This is a genomic window from Pseudomonas sp. RC10 (genome assembly GCF_038397775.1).
GTDB lineage: Bacteria > Pseudomonadota > Gammaproteobacteria > Pseudomonadales > Pseudomonadaceae > Aquipseudomonas > Aquipseudomonas bambusae.
Genome location: NZ_CP151650.1, coordinates 3,075,334 through 3,093,449, shown reverse-complemented (window position 1 = coordinate 3,093,449; position 18,116 = coordinate 3,075,334). Strand labels below are relative to the sequence as shown.

At 62.0% G+C, this 18,116-nt stretch carries 18 protein-coding genes; 10 read left to right on the top strand and 8 right to left on the bottom strand.

Features of this window, described 5'->3' with window-relative positions:
* The first annotated feature begins 9 nt into the window (after positions 1 to 9).
* On the top strand, positions 10 to 693 hold the full coding sequence (locus AAEO81_RS14320; RefSeq protein WP_166595465.1) for an ABC transporter ATP-binding protein: 684 nt from the start codon (positions 10 to 12) through the stop codon (positions 691 to 693).
* A complete protein-coding gene (locus tag AAEO81_RS14315; RefSeq protein ID WP_341964240.1) occupies positions 693 to 3,203 on the top strand; it encodes an ABC transporter permease in 2,511 nt (836 codons plus the stop codon). Before AAEO81_RS14320 ends, AAEO81_RS14315 begins: the two co-directional genes overlap by 1 nt.
* 51 nt (positions 3,204 to 3,254) lie before the next feature.
* Here AAEO81_RS14315 and AAEO81_RS14310 read toward each other — a convergent pair whose 3' ends face one another.
* Positions 3,255 to 3,782: a hypothetical protein gene (locus AAEO81_RS14310; RefSeq protein WP_341964239.1), complete on the bottom strand. Its 528-nt coding sequence runs from the start codon at positions 3,780 to 3,782 to the stop codon at positions 3,255 to 3,257.
* A 133-nt stretch (positions 3,783 to 3,915) separates the two neighbouring features.
* Between AAEO81_RS14310 and AAEO81_RS14305 the strand changes: the two genes are divergently transcribed.
* A complete protein-coding gene (locus AAEO81_RS14305; RefSeq protein WP_341964238.1) occupies positions 3,916 to 4,815 on the top strand; it encodes an AraC family transcriptional regulator in 900 nt (299 codons plus the stop codon).
* 17 nt (positions 4,816 to 4,832) lie between these two features.
* Here the strand turns inward: AAEO81_RS14305 and AAEO81_RS14300 are convergent, their stop codons facing one another.
* Positions 4,833 to 5,798, bottom strand: a complete 966-nt coding sequence (locus AAEO81_RS14300) for an oxidoreductase (protein WP_341964237.1) — start codon at positions 5,796 to 5,798, stop codon at positions 4,833 to 4,835.
* 85 nt (positions 5,799 to 5,883) lie between these two features.
* Here AAEO81_RS14300 and AAEO81_RS14295 point away from each other — a divergent pair, with 85 nt between their 5' ends.
* Positions 5,884 to 6,807, top strand: a complete 924-nt coding sequence (locus tag AAEO81_RS14295; RefSeq protein ID WP_341964236.1) for an AraC family transcriptional regulator — start codon at positions 5,884 to 5,886, stop codon at positions 6,805 to 6,807.
* Between the two features lie 153 nt (positions 6,808 to 6,960).
* Here the strand turns inward: AAEO81_RS14295 and greB are convergent, their stop codons facing one another.
* The 5 genes from greB to AAEO81_RS14270 form a co-directional block, all read right to left on the bottom strand.
* Positions 6,961 to 7,440: a transcription elongation factor GreB gene (gene greB / locus AAEO81_RS14290; protein ID WP_341964235.1), complete on the bottom strand. Its 480-nt coding sequence runs from the start codon at positions 7,438 to 7,440 to the stop codon at positions 6,961 to 6,963.
* Positions 7,441 to 7,519: 79 nt separating this feature from the next.
* Positions 7,520 to 8,311 carry an ATP-binding cassette domain-containing protein gene (locus tag AAEO81_RS14285; RefSeq protein ID WP_166595449.1) on the bottom strand — a complete coding sequence of 264 codons (792 nt, stop codon included), beginning with the start codon at positions 8,309 to 8,311 and terminating at the stop codon, positions 7,520 to 7,522.
* Positions 8,312 to 8,328: 17 nt separating this feature from the next.
* Entirely contained in the window at positions 8,329 to 9,066 is a 738-nt protein-coding gene (locus tag AAEO81_RS14280; RefSeq protein WP_166595448.1) for an ABC transporter permease, read from the bottom strand.
* Between the two features lie 13 nt (positions 9,067 to 9,079).
* A complete protein-coding gene (locus AAEO81_RS14275; protein ID WP_341964234.1) occupies positions 9,080 to 9,799 on the bottom strand; it encodes an ABC transporter permease subunit in 720 nt (239 codons plus the stop codon).
* Positions 9,800 to 10,114: 315 nt separating this feature from the next.
* Positions 10,115 to 11,011 carry a LysR substrate-binding domain-containing protein gene (locus AAEO81_RS14270; protein WP_341964233.1) on the bottom strand — a complete coding sequence of 299 codons (897 nt, stop codon included), beginning with the start codon at positions 11,009 to 11,011 and terminating at the stop codon, positions 10,115 to 10,117.
* 135 nt (positions 11,012 to 11,146) lie between these two features.
* Here AAEO81_RS14270 and AAEO81_RS14265 point away from each other — a divergent pair, with 135 nt between their 5' ends.
* The 5 genes from AAEO81_RS14265 (at position 11,147) to AAEO81_RS14245 (ending at position 17,007) form a co-directional block, all read left to right on the top strand.
* On the top strand, positions 11,147 to 11,962 hold the full coding sequence (locus AAEO81_RS14265; RefSeq protein ID WP_341964232.1) for a 2OG-Fe(II) oxygenase: 816 nt from the start codon (positions 11,147 to 11,149) through the stop codon (positions 11,960 to 11,962).
* A gap of 71 nt (positions 11,963 to 12,033) precedes the next feature.
* On the top strand, positions 12,034 to 12,891 hold the full coding sequence (locus tag AAEO81_RS14260; protein ID WP_341964231.1) for a transporter substrate-binding domain-containing protein: 858 nt from the start codon (positions 12,034 to 12,036) through the stop codon (positions 12,889 to 12,891).
* A 94-nt stretch (positions 12,892 to 12,985) separates the two neighbouring features.
* Positions 12,986 to 13,108 (top strand): hypothetical protein, encoded by a 123-nt coding sequence (locus AAEO81_RS14255; RefSeq protein WP_341964230.1) that lies wholly within the window; start codon positions 12,986 to 12,988, stop codon positions 13,106 to 13,108.
* A 224-nt stretch (positions 13,109 to 13,332) separates the two neighbouring features.
* Positions 13,333 to 14,838, top strand: coding sequence for a glycine betaine/L-proline transporter ProP (gene proP, locus AAEO81_RS14250; protein WP_166595443.1), 1,506 nt, complete (start codon positions 13,333 to 13,335; stop codon positions 14,836 to 14,838).
* 429 nt (positions 14,839 to 15,267) lie between these two features.
* Positions 15,268 to 17,007 carry a dipeptidase gene (locus tag AAEO81_RS14245; RefSeq protein ID WP_341964229.1) on the top strand — a complete coding sequence of 580 codons (1,740 nt, stop codon included), beginning with the start codon at positions 15,268 to 15,270 and terminating at the stop codon, positions 17,005 to 17,007.
* A 231-nt stretch (positions 17,008 to 17,238) separates the two neighbouring features.
* Here the strand turns inward: AAEO81_RS14245 and AAEO81_RS14240 are convergent, their stop codons facing one another.
* On the bottom strand, positions 17,239 to 17,598 hold the full coding sequence (locus AAEO81_RS14240) for a MerR family transcriptional regulator (protein ID WP_341964227.1): 360 nt from the start codon (positions 17,596 to 17,598) through the stop codon (positions 17,239 to 17,241).
* Positions 17,599 to 17,673: 75 nt separating this feature from the next.
* Between AAEO81_RS14240 and AAEO81_RS14235 the strand changes: the two genes are divergently transcribed.
* On the top strand, positions 17,674 to 18,102 hold the full coding sequence (locus AAEO81_RS14235; protein ID WP_341964226.1) for a hypothetical protein: 429 nt from the start codon (positions 17,674 to 17,676) through the stop codon (positions 18,100 to 18,102).
* Positions 18,103 to 18,116 lie beyond the last annotated feature (14 nt).

Genomic DNA, 18,116 nt, shown 5'->3' with positions numbered 1-18,116 from the left:
GGATTCTCCATGAGCGAAAGTATTCTCAGTGCTCGGAACCTCAGCAAAGTGGTCCCAAGCACCGAAGGTGACTTGACCATCCTGCACGAACTTTCTCTGGAACTGAACAAGGGCGACACCCTGGCCATCGTTGGCGCGTCCGGTTCCGGCAAATCCACCCTGCTCGGCCTGCTCGCCGGTCTCGACCTGCCCAGTGCAGGTGCCGTGACGCTGTCCGGGCGCAACCTCAGCGAACTGGATGAAGACCAGCGCGCCCGCGTCCGCGCCGAGCACGTCGGGTTCGTGTTTCAGTCCTTTCAATTGCTGGACAGCCTCAACGCCCTGGAAAACGTCATGCTGCCGATGGAGCTGGAAGGCCGCAAAGACGCTCGCGAACGCGCGCGGCACCTGCTGGAGCGGGTCGGTCTCGGCCAGCGCCTGACCCACACCCCGAAACAGCTGTCCGGCGGTGAACAGCAACGCGTGGCCATCGCCCGCGCCTTTGCCGCCGACCCCGACGTGCTGTTCGCAGACGAACCCACCGGCAACCTCGACAGCCACACTGGCGAGCGCATCAGCGACCTGCTGTTCGAACTGAACCAGGAACGCAATACCACGCTGGTGCTCGTGACCCACGATGAACGCCTGGCCCATCGTTGCCGGCGCCTGATCCGTCTTGAAGGTGGCCGACTGGTCACCCCCATGGAGCCTTGATGGCACGCTTGCCGTTTGCCCGTTTGCTGAGCCTCGCGGCCCGCCAACTGATGCGCGACGCCCGCGCCGGGGAGTTGCGGGTGCTGTTTTTCGCCCTGGTGATTGCGGTTGCCGCCAGCACCGCCATTGGTTACTTCGGCTCACGGCTGAACAGCGCGATGCTGTTGCGGGCCACCGAATTCCTGGGCGCGGACTTGATTCTCAGCGGCTCGACCCCCGCCAAACCCGAACAGATCGAAGCGGGCACTGCCCTCAAGCTGGATCATTCGCAGATCGTGATCTTCTCCAGCGTGGTCGCCACCGACAACGGCATCCAGTTGGCCAGCGTCAAGGCGGTGGACGCGGCCTACCCGTTGCGCGGCGAGCTGAAAAGCGCCGAAGCGCCCTATCAGCCTGAAGTCAGTGGCGGCGAACCGCAGCAAGGCGAAGCCTGGGCAGAATCGCGGATCCTGGCGGCGCTGAACCTCAAGGTTGGCGACAGCATCGATGTCGGCTCCACGACACTGAAACTCACCCGCGTGCTGACCTACGAACCGGACCGCGCCGGGAATTTCTACAGCCTGACGCCTCGGGTTCTGATCAACATGGCCGACCTGGAAGCCACCAAAGTCGTGCAGCCGGGCAGCCGGGTCAATTTCCGTGACCTGTGGCGCGGCACGCCCGAGAATCTGGCGGCGTACCGCAAGTCCATCGAGCCTGACCTGGCACCGAACCAGAAAATCGACGATGCCCGTGACGGCAATCAGCAGATCGGCGGCGCGCTGGGCAAGGCCGAACGTTACCTGAACATGGCGAGCCTGGTCGCCGTGTTGCTGGCCGGGGTCGCGGTGGCGCTGTCGGCGGCGCGCTTTGCGGTTCGGCGCTTCGACGCCAGTGCCTTGCTGCGCTGCCTGGGTCTTTCGCGCAATGAGGCGCTGGTGCTGTTCAGCCTGCAATTGGCGATGCTGGGGATCGTGGCCAGCGTGACGGGCGCCCTCCTCGGCTGGTTCGCCCAACTCGGCCTGTTCTACCTGCTGGAGAACCTGCTGCCCGCGCAAGTTCCACCCGGCGGCTGGCTACCGGCGTTGGCGGGGATCAGCACCGGGTTGATCGCGCTGGCCGGTTTCGCCCTGCCGCCGTTGGCGGCGCTGGGTCGCGTGCCACCATTGCGGGTATTGCGCCGCGACATGCTGCCGATCCCCGCGAGCACCTGGCTGGTCTACGGCGCCGCGCTGCTGGCGCTGGGCCTGATCATGTGGCGCCTGAGCCTCGATCTCGTGCTGACCTTCGCCCTGCTCGGCGGTGGGCTGATCGCTGCGGCGATCCTCGGCGGTGTGCTGTTGCTGGCGCTGCAAAGCCTGCGTCGCTTGCTGGCCAATGCCTCGCTGCCGTGGCGGCTGGGATTGGGCCAGTTGCTGCGTCACCCGATGGCGGCGGCCGGTCAATCCCTCGCGTTCGGTCTGATTCTGCTGTCGATGGGACTGATCGCGCTGCTGCGCGGCGAATTGCTCGACACGTGGCAAAACCAATTGCCCAAGGACGCGCCGAACTATTTCGCGCTGAACATCCTGCCCACCGAGCGCGACAACTTCGCCCAGCGCATGAGCCAGCTGTCAACCCACAGCGCGCCGCTGTACCCGATGATTCCGGGGCGCCTGATGAGCATCAACGGCGAGCCAGTGAGCAAGTTCGTGACCAAGGACTCCCGCGGCGAGAACGCCACCCAGCGCGACCTTAACCTGACGTGGTCTGCCAATCTCCCGGAAGGGAACAGCGTCACCGAAGGCCAGTGGTGGGGCGATCAGCCGCCCGCTGCCGACGTCGTTCCCGGCGTGTCGGTGGAGGCCAAACTCGCCAAGAGCCTGAACATGAAACTCGGCGACACCCTGAGTTTCGTCATCGGCGGCGCCACTCACGAGGTGAAGGTCACGAGCCTGCGCGACATCAACTGGGACACTTTTCAGCCGAACTTCTTCGTGATCTTCCAGCCCGGCACGCTGGAGGATGTACCGACCACCTACCTGACCAGTTTCTACCTCGCCCCCGGCCACGATCAGCAGATTGTCGAGCTGTCCCGCGCCTTTCCGGCGGTGACGATCCTGCAAGTGGAAGCGCTGCTGGAGCAGCTGCGCAGCATCCTCGATCAGGTCACGCTGGCGGTGCAGTACGTGTTGCTGTTCGTGTTGGCGGCGGGTTTGTCGGTGCTGTTCTCGGGGTTGCAGGCCACGCTGGACGAGCGCATTCGTCAGGGCGCGCTGCTGAGGGCGCTGGGGGCCAATCGTGCGTTGCTGATCAAGGCGCGGCGCATCGAGTTCGGACTGTTGGGTGCGGTCAGCGGGGTGTTGGCGGCGCTGGGGTGCGAGCTGGTGAGTTTCGTCCTGTACCGCTACGCGTTCAGCCTTGAGTGGTCGCCGCATCCGTGGCTGCTGCTGTTGCCGCTGATTGGCGCCCTGCTGGTCGGCGGCGCGGGCGTGTTCGGCACCCGGCGTGCGCTGAATGCCAGCCCGTTGACGGTGTTGCGCGAAGGGTAATAAGTCAAGCGGGGCGTGACGTCGCCCCGCCGCTTCTGCCTTAACCTCCCGTCACGACATCTTCGTCGCCCCGCTCGCCTCCGACGTGCCACTGCGGGCGTTTCGCTTGCCTTCCCGGCGCAGATGAATCATCTGCCCGACGACGCCCACCACCAACGCAAGGGCGATGAACCCCAGCGCGCCTTTCAGCAGCGGCGACTCAGGGTCGGTGACGATGGGATGGCCGTCCGGCACACGGCGCAGGGTCTCGGAGACGCTGGGGACCATGAGGAAAAACGCCGTCAGGCTCAGCAGGACCGTTTCCAGGTACACCCGCGCCCGGCCCAGTGCGCTGACGAAGCCGACGCCGTACCCCGCGAACAGCAACACCAGCGTGATTGCGCCAATCACCGGGCTGATGGGTTGTTTCGCCACGAGGAACACCGTGCTGCCGCCGAGCAGCATGAAGAGGAAGTACGCCAGGCCCGGTCCTGACCTCGGCACGATGCGCCCGTGCTTGATGAACATGTACGCCGCCAGCGGAATGGCGGGCAGGCTGCCGAGGGTGTGTACCCAGCCGAGGGGAGAAATGCCGAACATGGGGTGCGTCCTGTTTTGTTGGATGATGTGCACAACGGCTCGACACCGAAAAACGACGAGAGCGTTTCGGTTTGTCGGCGCTGAAGCGTTATGATTCCGGCGTTCAGGTTATTGAAGGCGCGGTCGAACGGACATGACGGATTTACTGGAAAATTTGATCATTCTTCCGGAAATGCAACTGGAGGGGTTGGCGGCAGGTGACTTGCTGTCTCAGGTATTGGCGCAGATTCGCCTCACCGGGGATCGGGTCTATTCGTCCAGCGTGGCGCAGGGGGAACGTCTGAATCTGGATGAAAAAAGTGCCCACGTCTGCGTGCTGCAAACCGGGCAGTTGCGCATCGAGGGGACGGATCGACAGGCCATCGTCGTCGAACAGGGCGACATTCTACTGCTGCCCCATGATCCATCGCAGTTGACCATCACGGCCACCGATGGCCCCGCGACGCTGGTCATTTGCCGGTTCTGGTTCGATGCGGGCAGCTTTCAGGCGATGCTGTTCGCCATGCCGTGGCTGATTCACATCCGCCACGCCGACGCCGCGCCGTGGTCGGAAGGCATTCTGTATTTCATGCTGCTGGAGGCCAACGACACCCAGCCGGGCGGCGCCTTGATGATCTCGCGCCTGATCGACCTGGTGGTCATTCGCATCCTGCGCACGTGGGTTCAACAAGGCCTGGCGTCGGGCTGGCTCGGCGGATTGTCGGATGAACGCATCGCCCGCGCCCTTCGCGCGATTCACGAAAAACCCGGTCAACAGTGGCGCATCGACGCGCTCGCCGATGTGGCCGGTATGTCGCGCTCCAGTTTCTGCGACCGCTTCACCGCGCTGGTAGGCCGCTCACCGCTGCGTTACCAGAACGAATGGCGGCTGACACTGGCCAAGACCATGCTGGCCCGGCACGACAGTCGCATCGGGGAAATCGGCTTCACCATCGGCTACGAATCCGAAGCCGCGTTCAGCCGGGCGTACAAGGCGTTTTTCGGCCGCACGCCTCGGGATGACAGTGGCCGAGGGGCACCGGAATCGCGTTGAGGTGCGCGTGTCGGGCGTCAGAGCGTCACACCTGTCCACTGCTCCGACACGCGCCACAAGCGCTCAGCGAGTTCGGGATCGGCCGCCCATTGTGCAACGCCTTTGCGGCCTGACGCGGGATCGTTCACCGGCGCGATGTTGCAGTCTTCGCAATACACACCGCCCTTGCCGTCCAGCAGCGAACTGGTCGCGCACCACAGGCCGGTCGCCGCGCCCTGTTCAAGGGTTTTGAGGCCGAGTTCAGGGGCGATTTTCTGCTGACCGTTTTCATCGAATACGTCAAATGCGTCGATCTCGGCGCGGCTCAAATGGCGCCCGAGGTCGGTCAGAATCTGGCCCGGGTGCAGCGAAAACGCGCGAATGCCAAGGTCACGACTGCGAGCGTCCAGCGCCAGGGCGAACAGCGCGTTAGCGGTTTTTGACTGGCCGTAGGCAACCCACTTGTCATACGGGCGACGGTTGAAATCGATGTCGTCGAAATCGATGCCCGCGATCTGATGGCCTCGGGATGAAACGGACACTACCCGCGCTGAACCTGCTGCCTTCAACACCGGCCACAGGCCGCAGGTCAGGCTGAAATGGCCGAGGTGATTGGTGGCGAACTGGCTTTCATGGCCGTCGGCGTCCCGGACAAGGGGCGATGCCATGACGCCCGCGCAGTTGATCAGCAGAGAAAGCGGTTGGCCCTGCTGGACGATGCGCTCGCAAAAGGTCCGGATGGACGCCGGGGCCATCAGGTCCATGGGCTGAACGCTGACACCCTTGATGCCCGCCAATGCAGCCTGGGCACGTTCGACGTCTCTGGCAGGCACGATGACTTGCGCCCCGGCGTTTACGAGACTTCTCGTGGTGATCAAGCCCAGGCCGGAATACCCGCCGGTAACGATGGCAAGGCGCCCGCTCAGGTTGATGCCTGTCATCACGTCGTCGGCAGTGCTCGCGGCGTTGAACGGTGAAGGAAGCGGTTGTTGAAGGGTCGTCATGGGTATGTCCTCGGTGGGTATCGGAGCGCTCGATTCTTCTTTAAGCTGCCGGGACGAACCAGTTCATATCATCCGGTTTTCTGTCGTGATCATCCAAAGCCCCGTGTCCGATCCTCTCTCCGACATCCTTTCCCTGGCGGGCCTGCGCGCGGCGTGTTCCGTGCGGCTGCAAGCCGGTGGCGAATGGGCGTTGCGCTTCCGGCCCATCGAGCTGAAATTCAACGTGGTGCGTCGGGGCGAATGCTGGCTGTGCCTGCCGGATCAGCCGCCCCGCCGCTTGCAGGCGGGGGATTGTTTTGTGGTGTCCCGCACGCCGTTCGTGCTGGCGAGCGCCCCCGAACTTGAAGCCGTGAATGCGTCCGAGGTTTTCGGGCCGTCGGGTGCGTCGGCGAGTTTTGGCGTCGGGGATGAGGTGGAGCTGTTGGGTGGCAGCGTCTCGCTGGTCAGCCCCGGCGCGAGCGATTTGCTGGCGCTGTTGCCACCGGCGATCATCATCCGCGCCGAGTCCGGAGGAGCATCTTCCTTCGCCTGGCTGCTGGATGAACTGGACCGGGAGTGGCAATCGGCGCTAGCCGGGGCGTACACGATGTGCAACGACCTGCTGCGGCTGATCTTCGTTCACACGCTGCGCCATCACATCAGCACCGCCAACGTCGCTGATCTCGCCTGGCTGGCGGGGTTGCGGGAACCGGCCATTGCCAACGTCATGCGCGCGATCCACAACGCCCCGGAAAAGTCCTGGAAACTGGCCGAGATGGCCGACATCGCCTGCCTTTCGCGTTCGAGCTTCGCGGCCCTGTTCAAGGCCCGGGTCGGCCAGCCGCCCGTGGAATATGCCACCCGCTGGCGCATGCGCGTGGCCGCTGCACGATTGGCCACTGGCACCGGAAGTGTCGCCACCGTTGCGGCGTCCTTGGGTTACCTTTCCGACGCGGCATTCGGGGTGGCGTTTCGGCGAGTGCATGGGAAATCGCCGGGGCAGTATCGGCGGGAGGTTTTGCAGGCTTAGCCCCGAGATTGAATCTGTAGGAGCTAGGCCCAGAACTGCCTGGCGACACTACCTCCTGTGGGAGCGAATTCATTCGCGAAGGTGGGTCAGGCGATGAAGAGCCAGCGGCCGCACCCGTTAGCGAGCTGCAGTCGGTCAGAAGGGTTCGCAGCTTTATCCCTCCGCGCCGTACTTGATCCCACTCACATACCAGATCGCCTCGCCACTCGGCGTCTGAACCGTGACCTCATCGCCCTCTTCCTTTTTCAACAACGCGCGGGCCATGGGCGCGTCGATGGAGATGTAATCCAGGCGCCCGTAGATCTCGTCATGCCCGACGATGCGAAAGCGTTTGGCTTCGCCGTCGTCGTTCTCGATCTCGACCCACGCGCCGAAGAACACCCGCCCTTCCTGTTCCGGCGAATAGTCCACGACCTTGACGTCTTCCAGCCGCTTGCGCAGGTAGCGCACGCGGCGGTCGATCTCGCGCAGCAGCTTTTTGTTGTATTGGTAATCGGCGTTTTCACTGCGGTCGCCGAGGGACGCCGCCCAGGCCACTTTCTGCGTGATTTCCGGGCGATACACCCGCCACAGATGGTCCAACTCCGCCTTCAAGGCAGTGTGGCCTTCTCTGGTAATGATGTTCGTCGCCATGGCCGGGCCTCGCGTGGGAAAGGCGCTAGCTTACGGCGCTCCTGGCGCCCCAGCAAATGCGCGGGGCGCCAGGCAGCGATCACTCGGCGGCGCGCTGGTTGTGGCTGGCGACGAACTGGCGGAAACGCTCGGTCGGCAAGCCTTCGAACAATTCATCCGGCGTGCCCTGGGCATCAATCAGGCCCTGGGCCATGAACACCACACGATTCGACACATGCCGAGCGAAGCCCATCTCATGGGTCACCACCAGCATCGTGCGGCCCTCCTCCGCCAGCGAGCGCATGACCCGTAACACCTCGCCCACCAGTTCAGGATCCAGCGCCGAAGTCGGCTCGTCAAACAGCATCACTTGCGGGTTCATCGCCAGCGCGCGGGCGATCGCCACCCGTTGCTGCTGACCGCCCGACAGGTGCGCCGGGTAATAATCGCGGCGATCGTACAGGCCAACCTTGTGCAGCAGTTGTTCGGCTTCTTCGACGCACTCGGCGCGGGAGCGTTTGAGCACGCGCATCGGGCCTTCGATGATGTTCTGCATCACGGTCATGTGCGACCACAGGTTGAAGCTCTGAAAGACCATGCCCAGTTTGCTGCGCATCGCCTCGACCTGCTTGGTGTTGCTGGGCATCAGTCGCCCGCTGCCGTTCTGCTTCATCTCGATGACTTCACCGCCCAGCACGATCCGGCCTTCGTCAGGAGATTCCAGCAGGTTGATGCAGCGCAGGAAAGTGCTCTTGCCCGAGCCGCTGGCCCCCAGAATGGAAATCACGTCGCCGCGATGGGCGTCCAGCGAAATCCCCTTGAGCACCTGAACCGAGCCGAACGATTTGCAGATGTTGGTGACCGACAGCGCGGTCTCGATGGTTGAATTCATGACGGGCTCCGCAGTGTTCAAAGGGATGGAGGCGTTTCAGCGGCCGGGGTGGCCACCGGCTGTACAGGGCGTTCGCGCAGGTGCGGCGAGAGTTGGTACTCGATCCACGACATGAAGCGAACGATGAGGAAGTTCAGCACCAGATAAATCACCGCCGCGCAGAGGAACACTTCCATCGTGCGGTAGGTGCGCTGAATGATCTGCTGCGCGACGCCGGTCACGTCCCACACCGTCACCAGGCTGGCAATGGCCGTGGATTTGACCATCAACACCGCTTCGGTCGAATAGGCCGGCAAGGCCTGACGCAAGGTGACCGGACCAATCACCCGGTACAGCAAGGTCCAGCGGCTCATGCCCACGGCCTTGCCCGCTTCGATCTGGCCCTGAGGCACGGCGAGCAGTCCGCCGCGCAGGATTTCAGCGGTGTAACCCGCCGTGCACATCGCCAGCGAGACCACCGCGCAACCATAGGGCGAGCGCAGGATTTCCCACATGAAGCTGCTGCGGATGGCCGAGAACTGGCCCAGGCCGTAATAGATGAGGAACATCTGGATCAGCAGCGGCGTGCCGCGAAACAGCCAGATGTAAAAGCGTGCCGGGTAGCTCAGAAATGGCCAGCGGCTGACGCGCAACGAGACCACGCCCACGGCGAGCAACAGGCCGATGGACAGGCTGGCGAAGAACAGGCTCAGGGTGGTGGGCAACGCCGCCAGCAGCTTGAGCATCGTGTCACTGAGAAAGGCAAAATCGATCATCGTGGTTCCCCTCTCAGGCGTTCGGGTTGCGGCGCTGGGTGCGCTGCACGCGGTTTTCGGCAATGTTGAACAGGCGTCCTGACAGCCCGGTGAGGATCAGGTAACACGCGCCGCCGACGATGTAGAACGTGAAGTATTGGCGCGTGGAACCGGCTGCCACCTGACTGGCGCGCATCAGTTCGACGAGGCCGATCACCGAAATCAGTGCCGAATCCTTGAGGGTCATCTGCCAGACGTTGCCCAGCCCCGGCAGCGCGTAACGCCACACTTGCGGGATCAGCACGCGACGGATGCGCATGCCCTTGGTCATGCCGATAGCCAGCGCGGCTTCAAGTTCGCCCTTCACAATGGCGAGGTAGGCGCCCCGGTAGACTTCCGCCTGATAGGAGCCGGAGATCAGCCCGACCGCCAGCGCGCCGACCAGAAACGGTGGCGTGTCGACGAACCCTTCGCCGCCGAACCAATGGTTGACGGCCCCCATCACGGTGGCGCCGCCGAAGTAGAACAGGTAGATGACCAGCAATTCGGGAATCCCGCGAAACAGGATCGAATAAGCGTCGCCGAGGTAACGCAACGAGCGACGGCGCGAGAGCTTGGCCGCCGCAACGGCACTCCCGGCCACCGCCCCCACCAGCAACGCCGCCAATGTCAGCACCACCGTCATGCCTGCGGCCTTGAGCAAGGCCGCGCCCCACCCGCCGTTACCGAAGCTGAGCAGCTGTAAGAGATCCATAGCGTCATTCCCGCCGCAAACAGTTCAAGGTCCGGTGTCTGACGACACCCCCAACTCATACATACTTGTCTTTACAAGCATATGCAATTTGATTGCCAGATCGTTTGGGATCGTCGCCGATCGGGTTGCAACCCCTCTGTTCAGGCGTTTGAAGGGGGATAAGGTTCCGTAATGGGGTATGTGGGTATTTTGTTCAGGCTGCGTAGGACGCATCGGTTTGGGGCGGTGGGAAACATCTGGCGCCATTGGAGTGCGTCAGGGTGTAACACGTAGGATCGCCAAAGCGATGCCCTGCGGGGTTGTCTCGATATCACCTCATGCGTCAGACAAGAGCCCCAGAAAACTCTGCACATTCGCTCGCTTGCGTTTCTCGGTCGGCACAAACGCGCAGTACGGGTGCCCCAGCGGCAGAGAACGCGCAGACAACACGATCAACCGCCCCGCCGCCAGATCAGGCTGGGCGATGAGCTTTTGCCCCAGCGCAATCCCGCACCCGAGCTTTGCCAAGGTGATCGACAGGCTCGACAGCCCGGAGCGTCGGCCCAGTGCCGGGTCCGGCGACGGCTGCCCGATCTCACTGGCGTACCAGTCGCTCCACGTCGGATGGGACGCGTAATTCGGCCCCCATTGCGTGTGAATGAACAGGCTTTCGTGAATGCGCGTGAGGTCGAATTCGCTGTTGCCGTGGCGATACCACCATTCCGGTGCACACAGCGGCACGACGTGATCGTGCACCAAGGGAATCGCTTCAAGGCCAGGGTAGTGATAGTCGCCATAGCTGACACGGATATCGACGTCGTGCCGGGCCAGGTCCACGGGATCGTCTTCGACCCGCACGTCCACCGACAACTGCGGATAGCCTTCGAGCAAGGCCGCAAGCTTCGGCGCCAGCCACACCTCCGCCAGGGAGAACGGCACGCTGACGATCAATCGTGTGCGCATTTCCCCTTCAAGGAGGCGAACGGTCATGGCAGCGATGTCGTCCAGCGCCCGTGAGGTCTGCGGAAAAATGGCCAGCCCGGCGTCGGTTAACGACAGGCGATTACCGCTGCGCACGAAGAGCTTCTTGCCGAAGTATTCCTCCAGATGGCGCACCTGTTGGCTCACCGCTGCGGCGGAAACCCCGAGCTCCTTCCCGGCCGCGACGAAGCTCGCCAATCGCGCCGCCACTTCGAAGGTGCGCACGGCGTTCAAGGGTGGCAATCGTTTCATGAGCGTCTTCCCCAAGTTTTTCTAGGGGGAGGCTAACAATTTTTGCCGTTGTTGCGAAGATTTCCCCACGTTAGCTTTAGGCCATACCTCAGCGGCCTCGCATAAACAGGCCGCCCTTCAACAAGGAGTGCCGACATGAACACCGTCATCAATCTTCAGCGCTACCCGCTCGACCGCGTCGGCAGCGAGGAATGGACCGCGCTGGTCGACAAGGCCCGCGACGAACTGGCCCGCAACGGCATGTTCAGCCTTGAAGGCTTCATTCAGGACGAACACGTCGGACTGGCTGCTCGGCAGATTCAACCGACCATGGACGCCGAATCCCACACGCACAAACGCTCGCACAACATCTATTTCAAACCGGAGATCCCGGAATTGCCCGCCGATCACCCGGCCTTGAAAAAGGTCGAGACGGTCAGCCACACCCTGTGCGGCGATCAGCTTGCCAGCACGGTCGTCACCGAGGTTTACGAATACCCGCCGCTGGTGGCATTCCTCAGCGCGGTGATGGAAAAACCGGCGCTGTACGTCATGGCCGACCCTCTGGCGCGGGTCAATGTGATGAGCTACCGCGAAGGCGAAACCCTGAACTGGCACTTCGACCGTTCGGAGTTCACCACCACCTTGATGCTCCAGGCGCCGGAAGCCGGAGGTGAGTTCGAATACCGCACCGACCTGCGCACGGCGGACGATCCCAATTACGACGGCGTGGCCGACTTGTTGCGTGGAAACGACCCCAAGGTGCAGAAACTGCGTCTGAGCGCTGGCACTCTCAATGTGTTTCGTGGGAAAAATACCGCGCACCGGGTGACGCCGGTACAGGGTCAACGCGAACGGATGGTCGCGGTGTTCTCGTACTACGAAAAGCCTGGCGTGATCTTCAGCGCCGAAGAGCAGATCGGTTTTTATGGGCGTGCGGCCCAGCCAAATACCGAAAACACAGCAGCATAATAAAAACAGACGATTCGCGGCTTTTGATCTAGCTTGACCCTGCCAGTCCTTTCAACCAGATGGGGAAACACATGGGCCACACCTATAACGTCACTAAAAAAATCCTCGCGTGTGCAGCACTGGGCGGCAGCCTGGTTTTCGGCGGAGCGGCTTCCGCCAAGGAATGGACTTCGGTTCGCGTTGCGACCGAGGGCGCCTATGAGCCTTGGAACATCACCCTGCCCAGCGGTGAGATTTCCGGTTTCGAGCCTGAGTTGCTGAAAGACGTCTGCGCCCGCATCAAGCTCGAATGCAAGCTGCAAGCGCAAAACTGGGACGGCATGATCGCCGGCCTTAACGCGGGCAAATTCGACGTGCTGATGGACGCCATCGTCATCACCCCCGAGCGTCAGAACGAGATCGCGTTCTCCATCCCTTACGCCAACACCCAGGCCGTGTTCGTCAGCGCCGATCCCAAGATCATCGCCAGCATGCCGAGCAACGAAGTGCTCAAACTGAGCGGCGATCCGACGAAAGACAAAGCCGCCATCGACAAAATGAAAGTGATGCTCAAGGGCAAAACCCTCGGTATCCAGACCGGCACGGCGTACACCAAATTCGTCGAGGACAACTTCACCGGCGTGGCGGACATTCGCACCTACGCCAAGTCCGCTGAGCACCTGCTTGATCTGAACGCCGGTCGCATCGACTTCGCGTTCGACGACGTGACCTTCTTCACCTCCGCCCTTGAAACCCCGGATAACGCCGCCGTGAAAATGATCGGCCCGAAAATCGGTGGTGACATCTGGGGCCCGGGCGAAGCGTTGGGCTTCCGCAAGGCGGATAACGACCTGCGCGAGAAATTCGACGGGGCCCTGAAAGAAGCCCTCGCAGACGGCACCGTGAAACGTCTGTCCGAGAAATGGTTCAAGGCTGACATTCGTCCTTGATGCGTTGAGCGGGCGTCGTGTCGCAGCGCCGCTTGTCGACGGTGCGATTTCATACACGCAACCGTCGACAAGCCGTGCTGCTCCAGGAAGCGGAGTGGCTAACGGTTTGCGGCCGACACCGAACCCGTGGGAGCAGCCGGAGCTGTGCGACGGCCGCGAAGGCGGTGTGTCAGGGGATGCATTCAACCCTGTCCCGACGCCATCGCTGCCGTCGTAACCTCCGGCGTCTCCCACAGGGTGCGCGGTGTAGAGGAAGGTTTCGAACAACATGGCTCGCTGTAGCAGCACAGGTACAGGAGTTGGCGCCTGCCACCGGCTTTCCGAAAAATCCCCCCCCCTCGCTGAATTATTTCGTGTCCTCATGTATCTGATCGGGTAGAGCGGTGCCACCACTACGATGGCATCTGCAGGCTAGACCGATTCCGCAACTGAGTGACCCGTATGAAATTAGGCAAGAAAAAAGTCAAACCGATTGGGCTGCAGGACATCACGATTGTCGATGACGCGAAGATGCGTAAGGCGATCACCGCAGCCGCCCTCGGTAACGCCATGGAATGGTTCGACTTCGGCGTGTACGGCTTCGTCGCCTACGTGCTCGGCAAAGTGTTTTTCCCCGGCGCCTCGCCTGGCGTGCAAATGGTTGCCGCGCTGGCGACCTTCTCGGTGCCCTTCCTGATTCGCCCACTGGGTGGCCTGTTTTTTGGCGCACTGGGTGACAAATACGGCCGACAGAAAGTCCTCGCCGCGACCATCGTCATCATGTCGCTCAGCACCACGGCCATCGGCCTGATCCCCTCTTACGCCTCCATCGGCATCTGGGCGCCGATCCTGCTGTTGCTGGCGAAAATGGCCCAAGGCTTTTCGGTGGGTGGTGAGTACACCGGCGCGTCGATCTTCGTCGCCGAGTACGCCCCCGACCGCAAACGCGGCTTCCTCGGCAGTTGGCTGGACTTCGGTTCCATCGCCGGTTTCGTGCTGGGCGCGGGCATCGTGGTGATGATTTCCGCCGTCATCGGCGAAGACAAATTCCAGGAATGGGGCTGGCGCCTGCCGTTCTTCCTCGCCCTGCCGCTGGGCATGCTCGGCCTGTACCTGCGAAACGCCCTCGAAGAAACCCCGGCGTTCCAGCAGCACGTGGAGAAGCTCGAACAGGGTGACCGCGAGGGCCTGTCCCACGGCCCGAAAGTCTCGTTCAAGGAAGTCGCCGTCCAGCACTGGCGTAGCCTGTTGACCTGCATCGGCATCGTGGTCGCGACCAATGTTACGTACTACATGCTACTGACGTACATGCCGAGCTATCTGTCCCACAACCTGCACTACAGCGAAAACCGTGGTGTGCTGATCATCATTGCGATCATGGTCGGCATGCTGTTCGTGCAGCCCCTGATCGGTTTCATCAGCGACAAGATCGGCCGCAAACCCTTCATCATCGTCGGCAGCATCGCGCTGTTCATCCTGGCGATTCCAGCGTTCATGTTGATCATCAGCGGCAAGATCGGCCTGATTTTCGCCGGGCTGCTGATCCTCGCCGTGGTGCTCAACTTCTTCATCGGTGTGATGGCGTCCACCCTCCCCGCGATGTTTCCCACGCACATCCGTTACAGCGCGCTGGCCAGTGCTTTCAACGTCTCGGTGCTGATCGCGGGCGTCACCCCCACCCTCGCCGCCTGGCTGGTGGAAACCACCAATAACCTGTACATGCCGGCGTACTACCTGATGGTGGTCGCGGTCATCGGTCTGGTGACCGGCCTGACCATGAAAGAAACCGCCAATAAACCCCTGCGCGGCGCAGCCCCGGCAGCCTCCAACCTTGAAGAAGCCAAGGAGCTGCTGGAGGACTACCACGACAACATCGAACAGAAGATCGAAGACCTCGATCAGCAGATCGCGGAGCTGGAAGCCAAGCGTAAAGAGCTGGTGCAGCAGCATCCGCGGATCAACGAGTAAAGGAGATCTGCGGTGTATCAGCGCGCTTCAGGCTATCTGATACACCGCCTTCGCGGCCGTCGTAACCTCCGGCTGCTCCTACAGGATTGATCGCATCGCACAGCGGTGGGACTGCTACAGGGAAATCGCTTATTCCCGGCACGCCCTTGAATACACGGACTCCCTGTAGGAGCGAATTCATTCGCGAGACGGCAGCACAGGCGATATTTGTGTATCGGCCGTACCGGCCCCTCGCGAATGAATTCGCTCCTACAGAGGCAGCCCAACCAATAGCGTGCTTTTTTTCAAATCTGCGCCACTTCCTCTCATCATCGCGACACATCAGCTGACAAAGGTTTCCCCTCCTCCCCTGCGCTGTTAGCGTGCAGATCATTCTGATCAAGCGATCAGAAATCCCTCAAAAACGCCTGCAAAGGAATGCCCTACGCAATGAATGTTTCCCTCAAGCACCTGGCTGCGGCCACGCTAGTGCTGGCGAGTTTTTCGTCGTTCAGCCCTGCCGCGTTCGCCAACCTTACTCCCCAACAGGGCACCGCGATTCTCTCTTCGTTCAACGATGCATCGGTCAAGGATTTCAGGCAGTTCCTCGACCGTGTCGGCAAGAGCGACCTCGCAAAAACCGACACACTCACGCCCGCCATCACTGGGTTCCTCGCCAACAAGCCCCTGACTGCTGAACAGCAGAACGAGATCCACCGTTTGCTCGGCCTGTATGCCCGCGTTAAATACGGCGCGGCGGCCACTGAGACGTTGCGTGAGCTGGTGGCGATCCCCACCGTTCGCCAGGACGGCGTGCCACAGCACGAGAACCCCGCGTTCATCGAGATCGCGGCGAAGATCAAAAGCCTCGCCGAATCCTTCCACCTGAATTTCCGCAACATCGACAACCGGGTCTACGAGATTTCCCTCGAAGGTGCGGGCAAGGACGTGGTCGGGATTCACGCCCACGCCGACGTGGTGCCGGTCACCCCGGAGAACTGGGTGCTGGAAGACGGCACGCACCTCGACCCGTTCAAGGTCACGCTGATCGGCGACCGCATGTATGGCCGCGGCACCGAGGATGACAAGAACGGCATCGTCGTGGCGCTGTACGCGATGAAGATCATCAAGGAAGAAAAGCTGCCGCTGGCCCGTACGTTCAAGCTGCTGGTGGACACCACGGAAGAAACCGCAGGCGACGCGATTCCCTATTATTTCGAGCGCAACCCGGTGCCGGAATACAACCTCGCGCTGGACGGCAGCTACCCGGTGGTGATCGCCGAGAAAGGTTACGGGACGGTCATGGCGACCTTTCCTCGCCGTGCCGCTGAAGGTCAAGGCGCCGAGGTGACGTCGATGACCGGCGGCATGGCGACGAACCAGATTCCGTCGCGCTCGGTGGCCACCTTCGTCACCGACACACCCGAAGCGCTGGCAGCCGAGCTGCAAAGAGCCGGGGTCGATTACGTGCAGCGCAACGGCGGCAATTTCGACATCAATACCAAGGTCGAGGGCAAGGGTGTCAGCCTGACCGTGACCGGCGTGTCGGCGCACTCATCGGAGCCAGAATCGGGTGTGAATCCGGTGGCGCGGATGCTGGGTTTCCTCAACAGCCTCGACGGCAAAGTCGCGCTCAAACACAACGCGATCACCGACGCGGCCCGTTATGCGACGGACAACTGGGGGCTGGATTATCTCGGCGAAAAATTGGGCGTTGGTTTCTCGGATGCGTTCATGGGCCCGCTGACGGCTTCGCTGACCTACGTGGCGCAGGACGACAAAGCGTTCAAACTGGCGGTCAACCTGCGCGTGCCGAAGGGCAAGTCGCCGGAAAGCCTCAAGGCCGAGATCGGTAAAAAACTCGACGCCTGGACCGAGAAAGCGCGCATCACTCCGGCGTTCGACGTGTCGATTGCCGAGCCGATGTACCGCAATCCGGAAGGCGAATGGGTCAAGGCGCTGCTGACCGTGGCCAGTGAAAACCTGAACATGCCGCACACGTTTGGCACTTCGGCGGGCGCGACCTCGGTCCACGAACTGCCCAACGGCGTGCAATTCGGCCTGGCCCGCCCCGACGTCAAATACACCGGCCACACCGACAGCGAGTTCAAGACCACCGAGCAGTTTTTGTTGGACTTGCAGATCGTGACCGAGATGTTTGGACGGATCGGGCAATTGCCGAAGTTGTGATTCCGTAAACGTCCTGTTTGCCGGCGGCAGCGATCGTGAGTGCGCCACCGCCGGCAAGCCGTGCCGCTACAGAGGCATGGCGTCGTTCACAAAATCCTGACGATCCACATAACCCTGTGGGAGCGAATTCATTCGCGAAGGCCGTACATCCGACGCAGATGTGTCGCTTGCCAAATCCTTTCGCGAATGAATTCGCTTCTACAGGGATTCGCGGCGTGCCGAAGAACCCTCTCAGTTCGACGCCAACAACGGACACACCTGCCCTGCCCGTTCCACCAACAACCCGCGCAACACGCTCATCTGCGCGATCCTAGCGTCCAGCACTGCGATCTTTTCGGCGAACAGCTGCGCCAGCACCTGCGCCGACACCGCCTCGCTGTTCCACAAGAGCGGCAAATTTTCACCAATCTCTGCCAGTGAAAACCCCAACTGCTGCGCCAGCTTGATATACCCCACCAACTGCACGGTCTGCTCGGGGTACAGCCGATAACCGTTGGCCGTCCGTTGTGGCTTGATCAACTGCTTCTCTTCGTAAAACCGCAACGCATCCACCGAGACCCCGGTGAGCGCTGCCACTTCGCCAATTCTCATGATGCTCGACGCCCGTATTGACTCTGGACTTAGGACCAGGCTTTAGCCTGCGGGCTCAAACTGTGAGGGATGACGATGGTCAGCGTAAAGCGCAATAAACAGATCGTCCGGGCCAGCGCCGGATATGACTTGGTGGTGACGGCAGGCTTCATGACGCCCTGGACGGCGACGTGGGTGTTCGAGGGGTTTGCGAAAATGTCCGACACGCTGGGGCTGGATCGCCCAATACCGACGCTGGACGTCACGGCCATGCTGCTCGCCAATCTGCTCGGCAGTGTGGTGGTGGTCTGGTCCCTGTGGCGCTTGAGACATGCCAGCCGAATCGTTGGCCTCTACGATGCGCTGGCCCGCGGGTTGTTCGCCGTGTGGCAACTCTATGCCGTGGCCCATGGGGCGAGCTTTTTGCTGCTGGGCTTTACTGTGTTTGAGGTGGCGTTCGGGATTGCTCAGGGCTGGCGGGTGCAAGAGAACGCAGACTTCGAACGCACTGGGGCAAGCACCTGAACCCGCCTGGGCGC